Annotated in this window: 10 protein-coding genes and 2 pseudogenes; 4 read left to right on the plus strand and 8 right to left on the minus strand. The window is 59.3% G+C overall.

Annotated elements, in window-relative coordinates; all coding sequences use genetic code 11:
* The 3 genes and pseudogenes from AC3FKH_RS27025 to istB form a co-directional block, all read left to right on the plus strand.
* On the plus strand, window positions 1-935 hold a 935-nt coding region (locus AC3FKH_RS27025), incomplete at its 5' end, for a tyrosine-type recombinase/integrase (protein ID WP_488678792.1).
* Between the two features lie 91 nt (window positions 936-1026).
* Window positions 1027-1956: pseudogene (gene istA, locus AC3FKH_RS27030) on the plus strand (IS21-like element ISRme9 family transposase); the annotation flags it as partial.
* Window positions 1957-1963: 7 nt separating this feature from the next.
* On the plus strand, window positions 1964-2719 hold the full coding sequence (istB, locus tag AC3FKH_RS27035; protein ID WP_488678793.1) for an IS21-like element ISRme9 family helper ATPase IstB: 756 nt from the start codon (window positions 1964-1966) through the stop codon (window positions 2717-2719).
* Between the two features lie 64 nt (window positions 2720-2783).
* Here the strand turns inward: istB and AC3FKH_RS27040 are convergent.
* The 6 genes and pseudogenes from AC3FKH_RS27040 to AC3FKH_RS27065 all read right to left on the minus strand — a co-directional run.
* Window positions 2784-5248: pseudogene (locus tag AC3FKH_RS27040) on the minus strand (Tn3 family transposase); the annotation flags it as partial.
* Window positions 5249-5921: 673 nt separating this feature from the next.
* The gene (locus AC3FKH_RS27045) at window positions 5922-6206 is read right to left on the minus strand and encodes a hypothetical protein (RefSeq protein WP_488678794.1); all 285 of its coding nucleotides are present in this window, start codon (window positions 6204-6206) and stop codon (window positions 5922-5924) included.
* Between the two features lie 177 nt (window positions 6207-6383).
* On the minus strand, window positions 6384-6614 hold the full coding sequence (locus AC3FKH_RS27050; protein WP_488678796.1) for a hypothetical protein: 231 nt from the start codon (window positions 6612-6614) through the stop codon (window positions 6384-6386).
* Between the two features lie 930 nt (window positions 6615-7544).
* Entirely contained in the window at window positions 7545-7766 is a 222-nt protein-coding gene (gene infA, locus AC3FKH_RS27055; RefSeq protein WP_488678797.1) for a translation initiation factor IF-1, read from the minus strand.
* 17 nt (window positions 7767-7783) lie between these two features.
* Complete coding sequence (locus AC3FKH_RS27060; protein WP_488678798.1) at window positions 7784-8059, minus strand: isochorismatase; 276 nt, start codon at window positions 8057-8059, stop codon at window positions 7784-7786.
* 454 nt (window positions 8060-8513) lie between these two features.
* On the minus strand, window positions 8514-9245 hold the full coding sequence (locus tag AC3FKH_RS27065) for a S1 family peptidase (protein WP_488678799.1): 732 nt from the start codon (window positions 9243-9245) through the stop codon (window positions 8514-8516).
* 670 nt (window positions 9246-9915) lie between these two features.
* Here AC3FKH_RS27065 and AC3FKH_RS27070 point away from each other — a divergent pair.
* Window positions 9916-10119 (plus strand): cold-shock protein, encoded by a 204-nt coding sequence (locus AC3FKH_RS27070; RefSeq protein ID WP_010812830.1) that lies wholly within the window; start codon window positions 9916-9918, stop codon window positions 10117-10119.
* A 484-nt stretch (window positions 10120-10603) separates the two neighbouring features.
* Here the strand turns inward: AC3FKH_RS27070 and AC3FKH_RS27075 are convergent, their stop codons facing one another.
* The gene (locus AC3FKH_RS27075) at window positions 10604-11005 is read right to left on the minus strand and encodes a hypothetical protein (RefSeq protein ID WP_488678800.1); all 402 of its coding nucleotides are present in this window, start codon (window positions 11003-11005) and stop codon (window positions 10604-10606) included.
* A gap of 571 nt (window positions 11006-11576) precedes the next feature.
* A partial coding sequence (locus AC3FKH_RS27080) for an MFS transporter (RefSeq protein ID WP_488678801.1) occupies window positions 11577-12897 on the minus strand: 1321 nt, incomplete at its 5' end.

A 12897-nucleotide genomic window follows, 5' to 3' on the forward strand; every position in this document is an offset into this window, starting at 1 on the left:
ACGTTTCCGCCCACACGATACGTTCCTACCGAGACGCCTGGCGACTGTTCCTGCGCTTTGTCGCTGAGCGCCGACGTTGTCGTGTCGCCGAGCTCACGCTGCAAGCGCTGAACGCAACCGAGGTCGCTGCGTTCTTGCAGCACAGCGAGCGCGAGCGCAAGGTCTCTATCGGCACGCGCAACTGTCGTCTCGCTGCGTTGCGCAGCTTCTTCAGCTTCGTCGCCGAGCGTGACCCCACGGCCATCGAGCAGTGTTCCGAGGTGCTGCGAATTCCGACTAAGAAGGCGCCGATGCCGGTGCGCCATGAGCTCCACATGCACGAGATCGAGGCAATCCTGGCGCAGCCGGATCGCACCCAGCTGGAAGGACAACGCGATTACGCGCTGCTATGGCTCCTCTACAACACGGGTGCGCGGATACAAGAGGTGCTCAATCTTTGTCCTGCCGACATCCGATTCGACACACCGAACTGCGTGCGACTGCTTGGGAAGGGCCGCAGGGAACGCATCTGCCCGCTGTGGCCAGAGACCGTCGAGTTGCTCAAGGCCTTGCTGCAGCGGCAACCGTGCGCTAGCAACGAACGGTTGTTTGTCAACCGATATGGCATGCCTCTGGGACCCTCGGGAGTCCGCTTCAAGCTCTCGCAGTACGTGCGTAACGCCGCTGCGGTTGTGCCTACGTTGGCATCGAAGAAGGTCTCGCCGCACACGTTTCGGCACGCGGCTGCGGTCCACCTGGTCGCCGCTGGCGTCGATGTCACCGTGATCCGCAGTTGGTTGGGGCACGCGAGCCTCGAGACAACCAATCACTACGCCCAAGCAAATTTGGAAACCAAACGCGAAGCCCTGCAGCGGCTGCAGCCGCATTCGAAGGTCGACAAACCACCACCATGGCGCCGCAACGAGGACTTGCTCACTTGGCTGGAATCGCTCTGAGCTGGCCTACCAAATCTGAAGGAACTGTCGCTGTTGGCTATGGAGGGGCAAAGGACGGGGCGAGTTCCTTCACATTTCTCGCTGCTGCTGATTACCCGAGCTGCTTGTGCCGGATAACCCGCGCGCGCTGGTGGCTCGCCCTGACCGGTATGAGCCAGTGCTGTCCCGTACTGCGGAGGACTTCGTCCATCACTACGGCACGGCTATGCTGCCGGCGCGTCCGCGCAAACCGCAAGACAAAGCCAAGGTCGAGACCGGCGTGCTGATCGTCGAGCGGTGGATTCTGGCGCGGCTGCGCAATCACCGCTTCTACAGCTTGGGCGAGCTCAACAAGGCTATCAAGAAGCTCGTCGCCGACCTGAACGACCGACCGTTCAAGAAGCTGCCTGGCACGCGCCGGGAGTGGTTCGAGCGATTGGACCGGCCAGTGCTGCGACCGCTGCCGCCGCGGCGCTATGAGGTCGCAACATTCAAACAGTGCCGCGTCAACGTCGACTACCACGTCGAAATCGACGGACACTACTACAGCGTGCCGCATGCCCTGGTGCGCAAGGCGGTGGAGGCCCGCGTAACCCGCCACACCATCGAGATTCTGTACGGTGGCAAGCGCGTGGCGCTGCACGCGCGCAATACCCGCAAGGGCAGCCACAGCACGGTCAAGGAACACATGCCGGCGGCGCACCGCGCCCACCTCGAATGGACGCCGGGCCGGCTGCTCAACTGGGCAGCCTCGATTGGGCCCAGCGTCGCCGTCATCGTCGAATACCAGCTCACCCACAAGAGCCATCCCGAGATGGGCTATCGCGCCTGCCTGGGTCTGCTGAGTCTGGCCAAGAAGTACAGCAAGGAGCGGCTCGAAGCCGCTTGCGCCCGCGCCGTCGCCATTGGCTCGCTCACGCGTAAGTCGGTGGTCTCCATCCTTGAAAACCATCTGGACCGGCAAGCCACTCTGCCGGTATCGCAAGCCGAGTGGCATTCCCCCATGCACGACAACGTGCGCGGACCCGACTACTACCATTAGGAAAACTATGCTGATGCAACACACCGTCGGCCAGCTCAAGGCCCTCAAGCTCGACGGGATGGCGCGGGCCTTCGAGGAACAGTCTGCTCTGACCGCCAGCTCCAGCCTGCCGTTCGAAGAACGCTTCTCCATGCTGGTCGACCGGGAGATTGCTTGGCGCGACACCCGGCGCCTGGAGCGGCTGCTGCGCTCGGCCAAGCTCAAGCACACCCAGGCTTGCCTCGAGGATGTGGTCTATGACGGCAGCCGCGGCCTTGACCAGCGGCTGGTCGCCAGCCTGGCCAGTTGCGACTGGATCCGCAATGCTCAGAGCCTCATCCTGACCGGGGCGACCGGTGCCGGCAAGTCCTGGCTGGCTTGTGCGTTTGCTCAGCAGGCCTGTCGGCAGGGATTCTCTGCGCTCTATCTGCGGGTGCCGCGACTGTTCGAGGAACTGCAGATCGCCCACGGCGACGGGAGCTTCACCCGCCGCCTGGCGCAGCTCGCGCGCATCGATGTCCTGGTGCTGGACGACTGGGGCCTACAGGAGCCTTCTGAAAGCGCACGCGGCGATCTGCTGGAAGTTCTGGACGATCGCGTCGGCACCCGCTCGACCATCGTGACCAGCCAGCTCCCGATCGAGCATTGGCACCAGTGGTTGAATGATCCGACGCTGGCTGACGCCATCTTGGACCGGCTGGTCCACCAGGCGCACAAGGTATCGCTCAAAGGCGAATCCATGCGCAAGCGCTCGGCTACCGACGTCAAGAAACAGGCATCGTGATCACCTACGCTACAATCTCCTGACCGCGCAGTACCACCTTCCTTCCCTGATCACGTTCGCCGAAACCGCTGATCACCTTCACCGAAATCCGCAGTTGGATCAGGTCCCAGTCGATGGACTGACGGCACAGGCGCTCGATATGGTCGTATCGCCGGCGCCGGTCCGCACCAGGTCCTTGATATTGCGCATGCGCGGCATCAGGTTGATGCCCAGCAGGTAGGACAGACCAAACACCGGCCCACTCTGCGCCTGAGTGTCACCGTGAATGGTATCCGGTTGGATCTCAGAGCCATTTTTGATGAGGCCGTCCAAGATGTACACCGCCTCATGCACACCGCACGGAATGAAGTTGCTGAAGAGCGCGATGTACATGTCGGAGACATGGTAGTAGCCAATCCCGCCATACCCGCCATAACGGATGTGGTACTCCGACAGCAGATTTTGCTCATACAGAGTCCACTTCGTTCCATCCGCGGACGCGCGTTTGCCACTACCCCAGTACTTTGGTAGCGCGAATTGATTGTATGCGTTGATGACCTTCACGATGGCCTTGTCGAGCCGTTCCTCCGTGACGTGACGCAGGTTCAGCCAGGCAATTTGCTTGCGGCTCAGCCCCTTGACGGATCGTGCCGTTTGGCTCGGCCCCAGATTGCAGCCGTAGCAGAACAGCGTGCAGATAACTCGCTTGCGAGGGTCATCGAGCTTGGCATCGAAGCCGGACAATGGACCGAACAGCCTATGCAGATTTAGCCATTGCTCCGTTTCAGTCAGCACGTCAAGGATGCTGATCTGCGGCATCGATGTGGTAATGGCCTGGTCGATCAGCATCATGTTGGGCGGGTCAGGCTCCTTGCCGGGCCGGTGGATGATCAGCCCCTGTTCTCCAAATTCAATGCCGTCGTTCTCGGGGAAGTTGGCATCTACCTCGTCGAGGGCCGTGCTCAGTTTGTCGGACAATGTTTTGACGAAGCTCTTGCCATCCGTTGGCAGGCCAACGATGTCACAGTAATGCGGTAACTCCCGTTCGAACACCTCCTCGGATACCTGATGGAGGCGGAAATCGTCAAAGCGGTCGCTGCCCTCCACGTAAAGGTCACCCGAGTTCAGTTCACGCATGACCTGATCGAACACGCATAGCTCAAAGTACCTGCGATGGAGCAGACGACTACTCCGGCCGTCCGGAAAGATGGCTTTTTCCCACTTGGCCGGGAGCCAGTCGAGCGGAAGGTTCAGCAGGTCGTCGTCAGTGAGTTGTAGATATTCGCGGTGCGAGGCCCGGAAGCCCTGTATCCAGGCCAGCGCCACCAGGACCGTCTTGTCCTGCGAACTGGATCTGAGCGGCAAGACCTCAAGGCACTGAAAGAGCAGGGAGCGCTGCTGGCGGTACGGCGCGAGCATGAATGGAAGATCGAAGTTGCCAGCGTACGCGATATGCTCATTGCAGCGGGCAAGCGCACCTGCTGCATCGTTACCGAGGACCTCACGCACCTTATCCAGCCGGAAGATATCGGCAATGCCGTCATCCTCGAGAACCTGCAACACATCACGGAACTGGCTGACCAGGTCTTCCAAGGAGTCGGCATGCGCAAGCTGATATTGCTGCAGTCGGGTCCTGGCGAGGCCCTCGAGCTTGCGCATGACCTTGATGAAGATTTCGGCCACATCGTCGAGCGCCTTCTGTAACTGCGCGTGAATGAAGAGCACTGCTAAAGTGAATCGCTTGGCTGGCTTGAGCGACCTGAGTTCAGCAATGTCAAGCGCCCGGGCCTCCGTCACCAGTTGCGCGCGTTTGGACACGGATAGCAACGCTGGCGCCTGCGGCAGACCGTCGGCCAGGGTTCGCAGGGCTTGGATGTGTTTGAGGAAGCTTGCGATTTCGCGTGCGGCGGGGCGCTTGGGCTCACGTTTGAGCTGGTCCCAACCGGATTGGTCGGCCTGACCGTCAAACAACGCCTCAATCCGAGCGATCTGCGAGTCATCGAGCGCATCAGCGATGGCACGATAGATGGCTTCATTGCACCGGCTGCGGGCCTGGGTGGCCATTCGGTGAAGACTGGCTAATGGAGGCAGTTCGCACCGTAGCCGGATCAGCTCTTCGATCAGCACGTTGATGATGTCGGGCAATTCGACCTTGGTGTGGGCCGCATCGGTTGCGAGCGCCTCCAGCCATTTCAGCGTGTTCACGTCGATCGGACGAATGTGGAGATACCCGCGTAGCAACTTCTGATGGCGGGAGCGGGTGCCAGAGGCATCGTAGCGCTTGACCGTTGCGCGGGGCAGGGCAGATGCTCGCAGTGCTGCGCGCACGTGATCGATCACGATAGGTGGCACGTCAACCAGCATGGGGAAGTAGCCAAGGCGCTGCAGCAGTTTGAGCTGGACGAGAATCAGCACAGTTGTTGAGGTCCGACGGGACTGGCTGCGCGCGAAGCGGATCTCGGTCGGTGTCGGCGTGAATGCAGCGTCCAGTTCGGCGGCGGTAAGCTCAGCCGGCAGCGTCGGATAGGCGGTATCGTGGATCGGTTGCATCCTTAGCGCCGCACAACGTCCAGCTTGATGCGCCCCATGTACCGGATCTCGTCATCGTTGCAGATTGTCCTGTCGTCCCTTGCAACCGCCAAGATCTACCCCTGTTCTCAAAAAGTCGCTCCCTCCCTTGGGTCCAGTATCAAAAACCCACGAACAGCGTGCGTGCCAGGAAGCGGAATTTGCCCACCTTTGATGACAAATCGACGGGCCGTGTGAGCCTCATTCTTGCTGATATATGTCTTTTTGTGCACTCGGCGCCATTTGGTCGCTTGCTAATCAAAAGAAGGGGAGCTACGCGGGGCTCTGAGAAGGCTAGATTCCATCGATAAATCAATGAGTTGCGGGAGATGTGGCGGAAATTTTGCGAATCCCGGCCGGCCCTCTACAAAGGCTTCCGGGTATCCGCGAGAGTGCGTCACGCATCCGGTGCCGTTCTCGGCGGCGACTTGGTTCAGGCAACAGCGCCGCATGCCTGGAGGCGATCCGCCCGTTCGCTAGCCAGCTACGCGAAACGTACAACGTGCCGGACGAAGGAAAGTAGCGAGCCTCGGCTGAAGCAATCCACCTGCAACGCGGCGCTTTGTTCGCGGCCATAGGCCGCACTCCTGTTTTTCGTCAGGAGTATGCGTCTGTAGATAAATTTTATTCTGAAGAGGAGTTTCAGCGTTCTCGATCAAAGACCGGCTAGCGACTCACCTGCGACTTGGCCTTCGATAATGTGTTCGCCGTGTTGCATGGCTGCACGCTTCGCTAACCCTAGGTCAGACCAGTGCATATTTGGAACGTGGAACACGCGCGCGCTTGTGCCGCCAGGGGGTTCACCTTCCCGGCAGATGACCACGGACGCACTGTATGAGCGGTCTGGCCGGCGCTCGTGCCATTTGCGAGGCGCGTCGAATTTATAGGCCAACGGGTAGATATCAAAGCCCTTGTAGTTTGCTGCGGGATAGTTGTCCATCGTCGCTCCAAGTATGGAAGGTTCCTGTACGTCGCTTTTCGTGAGGTCGTTCGGGTATTCCATCAAGATTAGATTTGAGACTATCCACGGTGGCCTTACTTTATGTCTTGTCTGAGTCGCGGCGGAACAACTCATAGAATCGGCTTGTGCCTCTTCAAGGCGACACACGGCTGCGCCTCAAGCCAAGCCATGAATAATATCGACAGCAAGTTTTCCATAGTGGACGGCTGCCTGCTCCGCCGCCGTGCGCGTGTAGTAATCATCCTCTTCGTCGAATGATTCGCAAAACATTTGATCGTCCCTGTCCACTGTATAGCGGATGGCCATCATGTAGCCCCATTTCGGCCCAGGTGCGCCCGTGCGAATAGAATCGGGGGAAGCCTCGAATGCCGCGAAATGTATGTACATGCCTCGATATTCCTGGCACAGCCAACTCATTCGTGCCCGCATGGTTGGCGCTCGTCAACCAGCGTATGTCTCACGCTTCGCGTTGCGATGCACGGGGTTACCGCGCTCCAGGTATTCGGGATCAAGAATGTACTCGTCTCCGTGGTTGTCTTGCAGCAATCCACGCCTCAATAAGTGCGGCGCAGCGAGAAGATCAAGGAGACGGCATTGAAGACGCGCGCGCCGTAGAAGCAGACGAGTCAATGCGGTTGGCATGGCTGCTTGAAGATCCTGCACAATCAGTTATACGGAGCTTTCCCACCGTAGTCAATGAACCTCTATCGCTCAAATCTGTAAGCGGTCAGACCCCGGGCGGGGGGGATGTTGTTCTGCGCAGTCGGATCGAAACGACGCTGTCGCGTAAGGAGGCCGCTGAGGAGCGCCTGTGCTAGGAGCGCGCGGAGCATCGAGAGGCAGCCTTGCGAACGGGTTCCAGTCGACGTGGCTAGTCGATGGTTTAGGGCAATGTGCGCGTTCTCGAATGCGTAGCTGCCTGATGCCAGCAGATTAACGTGTCAGGCTGGCGTCCGCTCGGTCGTGGCCGTTCCACGCCAGGCGCCACGCTATATTTGAGGTCTTCTCCGCCAGTCAATGGTCCTGCAGGAGCAGGAGATGGTGGGCTAGCCTGGACGGCTCGACATTGCCGAGGGCCTGCCAAGCTGAAGATCGGTCATCGAGGCCTGGAGCTCGGCGCATAGCGCCAGGAGAATTCTGTCCAACAAAGACTTGTCTCGCTGCATCTTGCACCTCGGCTCTTATTGGGCTCCGCCGTGTATTGTTGCTTCGTGGATAGGGTGCTGTGCGGAGCCAAAGGTTGTGCTCTCGTTCGGATGATCCATTCCACGGTGGTGTCAACAGTGGTCGCTATTTCGGGAGCGCGGAAACGCCGGATTAGGACTTGTGACGATAGTTGATGCGTCCCTTTGTCAGGTCGTATGGCGACATTTCGAGCGTGACGCGATCCCCCGCAAGAATACGTATGCGATTCTTCTTGAGCCGCCCGGAAGAATAGGCCCAAACCTCGAAGCCATTCTCCAGGGTGACGCGAAAGCGGTTATCCGGGAGGACTTCCGAAACCTTTCCGCCAAATTCCACCAGTTCTTCTTTAGCCAAGGATGCTCCTTTCTGTTTCAGTGGGTGCCACGCAGTGACGTGGAAGGGGTTGTAGCTTGCCGATGCGGGGACGGTTGCAAGCGCATGCGCGCCACTGCGCTTTCTGCTGCGTGGCGGGCGGCTTGCCTGGCCTTGGCTTCGGTATGGTGCGTGGCGTGCCGCATCGAGACGCTCGCGACGATGCGTTCAGCGCCGTCCTTGTACTCGGAGATCATGTAGTTCGCGAACCAGACGCCGGGCTCTTGTTGGATGGGGTAAACGGAAACGGTGAACGGAGTAATGCCGGGATTCAAATTGTTGCCTGTTCGGAAGGCGCTCGATCCCGGCGGCCGTGCCCTGCTTTCCCATGCGGGGAGGTACGCGCGTGCCCGGCGATCGGTTGCCATTGCAGAAAGTCAGTGTCGCATCCTGCGCATCATCGCAGGCGGGGAAACTGGCGTGGGATTGACCGTGCTTGCGCTACCCAGCACGCCTGGTACATGCATGCTGGTTACGGAGCGGACGTGCCGCGGGTCTGAAATGATTGCGGCTGATTGTTGCCGCGAAAGGTTCGGGTGTACACCCGTACTGCCGCCGATACTCTTTTAATGATGATGTCTGGCGGACGGCGCATTTGACATCGACGGCTGTCCACGGTGGCGAATGGTACCACTTCCGGAGATTTCCTGCCGAGTGGGCTGTCCGGGCAGGTGCTGCAGCTCCGGGGCGATCCCATGGATGGATGATCCATCAAGCCCGATCACCTTATCATGCCTCGGTCAGAGGCAGCAGGATGTCGGCATACCAGGCGGAATTCAAGCCCAGTGCTTCGTCCCGTTCAAAGTCCCGCGAGCCCACGTCCAGTCTCGCCGAATGGGTGCCGAGCAGCATCCACGGCAGCGTGCGTGTGGATGAATCGGTCCTGGGCATGCGCATGACCACCGGTGCTCCACTCGTGCCCCGATGCGTCCTCGCATCGGTCAGGAAGTAGCCATGCCCCTGAAAGCGCATGCCGAACGAGGATGAGATGACTGCCTGGCGCACGACGGGCAAATGATGAGGCGTGTCATGGAAACCCAGCGGGAAGCCGACGATCAGCACCGGGGTGCCTGCTTCGATGAGGTCACTTGGCCGATAGAGGTGGGCCGATGTAAAGGCCCGGTAGACCATGCTCGACGGCAGAGCGGTGCGGTCGAGTTCAACCACGGCCACGTCGATGCCGCCGCCACCATCCAACCCGTCGCGCCAGACACTCTTGCCGTCGCGATACAGTGGAATTGAGAAGGCGATGGACTCTGCTACGTTGTCCGGATTGACATGCAGCTCTATCTCGATCCGGTCTGGAAAGTGCTTGGTCGGCTCGTCGATCAGCACATGCCGGCTTGTCACAACGAACAGACGCTGCCCTCGCTTGAAGAAAAAGCCAGTGGCGTTTGTCTTTGCTTGTTGATCCTCGAATGTGGCAACGCGCGTGACAGCCAGCAGGATCGATTCGATCATGATTCGGTGGTTACTCCCTGCCTGCTCAACAACATGGTTGGAATGCGCCGGGGTTCAGTGAATGCCAATTCGATCGCCGTCCTTGCTTAAAAAATCGTGCTGGCGTTGGCACCGATCCACTACAGACTTGCGCTCAAGGCGCTACCTTCGCCTGTCTCTTCGCTCAACACCCGCAACCAGCCTTGTGGACCGTTGTCCTTTGCTTCGCGGTAGCGCCAGATCGCGCCGCAGTCGGAGCAGCGGAATGTGCTGATAGTGACCGTGGCAGATCGAGGAATCTTACTTCGTCGTGTATCGATGATGTGCAACGCCAGATGTCCAGGGGCATTGGAGGCGTCACGCGCCACTGCAAGACAGTTTGCGCAGAGGAACATACCGATCTCTTGTGCTGGAGGGATCCCACTGTAGCATGCGTCGCGGAACAATCCGGCACCCTTTCGTGGACGTCTTCAGTGCACTGCCCTGGCAAGTACGCTCCCATTGTTGGGAGATGTTCATTGACCACGATGCAGCATGCCTGTATAAGAATCAGTGCAGGATCTTCAAGCGTAATAACCTCGAAGCGTTAGGTACACGCCCCGGCGGCGCCGCTTTCTCTCCATGTTTCCTCCTTGATCGTCATGCCTCGCTCGCTTTTTTGGCTAGGCGAGAATTTTTAGGGAGTCCTCACATGGAAACCGGTACTGTAAAGTGGTTTAACGATTCAAAGGGTTTTGGCTTCATTACGCCAGATGCAGGCGGAAATGACCTGTTTGCCCATTTCTCCGAAATCCAGGGGAACGGGTTCAAGTCGCTCCAGGAAGGCCAGAAAGTGCGCTACGTGGCTGGAGTAGGCCAGAAGGGCCCCGCTGCGACAAAGATCGAACCGATCTAAGTCGACCGTCAACGGTACGCAAGAAGCCCCGCCGGGAAAGCCGGTGGGGCTTTTCCTTTATGGATTCACCGTGATGGGATCGGAAGGAGTAGCGTCGGGAACATGTCTTGAAGTCAGGGACTTCCCCAAAACTCCACGATTGCCACCTGGCGCAAGCACGACATTCGACCACATCGGCTCGATACCCATATGGTGTGCAACGATCCCGCCTTTGAAGCCAAAGCCGCGGTCCAAGCGTTTCTGGCTGACCATGCGAGCGTCATGACGCAAACACCTCCACGTACTCATCGTGGCTGAATTAGGTCTAGAACTGGTTTGCCCGTATCCAGCGTGACGTCATCACGCGTGCGTGTTCACCAGTACGAAGGACCTCGAAAAAAAGATCATGCGCTCCATCCGGCTACAAAAAGCTGGCCGCTCCGCTCAAATAGAAGTACTCCGATCCAACGCGCCGCATCCGGTGCGATTCTTCTGGTTCAGTGGACTAGCAGTCGTTTTGTTGCTGCTCGTCTCGGATGTTTCGGTGGATCTTTCGCAAGGCACGGAGTGCGTGGGGATCATTCGGTTGTTCCATCGTGGCGTCAACAGATCTCGCTTGATTAGCCAGGGATTCGCACACCGCGGCGCGGGATTGGCCTACGCCAGAGTCTCCCTTGCTTCTGGCTTCGTGACCGCGCATTGTCTTCCGCTCCAATGCGCGATCAGACAGGAAGCTCGCTTCATCTTTACGCACGTGTTCGCTTTTTCCAAGGACCGATACGCTGCCTTGGGGAGAGCCATCAACAATACCGTAGCCATCCGGGCATGCCGAGTCTTCGGTGTAGAGTGTCTTGCCACTGCCTTCGCAACGTATTGCATGTGCGGAGGACGCCGTTGCCAGCATCATGCCAAGGAGCGCTGCTCTAATAATTGTCATGCTAATTCTAGGTGGGCGTAGGAATGTGCTTGGCGTGTCGGAGCACGCGATGTTGCTCGAATCAACATTTGAAATCCGAAAATGCGGCATACCCTCTCGATGGCGTAAGGCAGGTGACTGTAGCATGCAGACAGTCTGTCGGTGGGTCGCATACCGGCTGAACGATTCCATAAAGCTGGTGCATCGACCGATGAATCCGCAGCCGGACTCTGACGTTGTCCCACTCGCGCACGGGCGTGCTGGCGCCAGAGGCAACTACAGACCCACTATGGCCTCTGGATCGTGCGCTTAACCTACGACAGCTTCCTGGTGCGGATTCAACCGGTCGAATGCCCGTTTGAGAACTCGATGGAACGACCGCTCATGGCCGAACCCGGTCAACGAGGGGAAGGGTGTGGCGATCGTGGTATGTGCAGCCCGTCGGGGCTCGCATATCGCACCACCGAAGAGAAGGGGTGGCAAAGCCCGCTCGGCCGGGCATGGCGGCCGAGCGAGTGCGACGTCGTCGCTATTGTCGCGAGCTGACGGCGTGCCCTAACGATCACGCCAGCGGTTCGGCCTCGATTATTCGGTATTCGTTTCCTCGACCCACCGCGCGATTGAAGACAACGGCACCGATCAACAAGACTGTCCCCACCAGATACAGGCTGAGCGCAAAGCTGTCAGTTTGCGTGTGGATGATGCCCGTGACCGCTGGCGTCACCAGTCCTCCCACCAGGCTAAGCGAGTTGATGAGAGCGATGCCGGCAGCTGCTTTGTTCTGGCCTAGCTGTGCAGTGACGGCCGCCCAGAAGGTCGGGTAGCCGGAGAAAATGCCCGCGAGCGTCAGGGACATTGCTGCTACGGCGGCTACCAGGCTCGTGATGTTCCAGGCAAGGAGCGCCATGCCCAACGCCGCAGCGATCATCGACAGGGTGCAATGCCAGCGCCGCTCCGACGCCTGATCGGAGTGCCGGCCAATGACGACCATGCCGATGCCGCCAAGCGCATAGGGAATGGCGGCCAGCAGCCCGATCGTCATGGGCGTGGCATCGGGCATCATGCCCTTCAGCAATGTCGGGATCCAGATCAATGTCGTCACGAGCGCGCACGCCATGGCGAAGTAGACGAAGATGAACGCATAGACCTTGCCGTTCGTCAGAAGCACGCGAAGGCTGTCGCCAAACCGGCTTCGGGATGCCGGTTCATTCGCCGAGACTGCATGGTGCACGAAGCGCTTTTCTTCATCGGAGAGCCACGTTGCATGGGCAGGGCGGTCTACGAAGAGAGTGCCAACCACGCAGGCCATCAGGACGGACGGCAGTCCTTCGATGAGGAACAGCCATTGCCGCGACTGCCAGCCGTAGACGCCATCCATCGTCTGCATGATCAGGCCGGAAAGTGGTCCGCCAACCAGGCCGGAGATGGCGATCGGAGTCATGAACGCCGCCACGATCTTGGCGCGGCGGTGGGCCGGGTACCAGTACGTCAGGTACAGGATCACGCCGGGGAAGAATCCCGCTTCGGCCACCCCCAGCACGAAGCGCATGACATAGAACTGCGTCGGCGTGCTGTCGAACATCGTGGCTGCCGACACGGCGCCCCAAAGGAACGTGATCCGAACAAGCGTCTTCCTTGCTCCGATCCTCTCGAGCAGATAGTTGCTGGGTACCTCGAACAGCATGTAGCCGAGAAAAAAGATTCCACCGCCGATGCCGAACACCGTGGCGGAGAAGCCAAGATCTTTTCCCATCGTGATCTGGGCGAAGCCTACGTTGAACCGGTCGATATATGCCAGCAGGTAGCACACGATCAGGATGAGGGGTGGCCGGGGTGGGGCCAATTTAGCTGCCGCGCCGCAAATTGAAAACCCGCCCGCCCCC

Source organism: Cupriavidus sp. 21MJTG02-4, assembly GCF_057798975.1.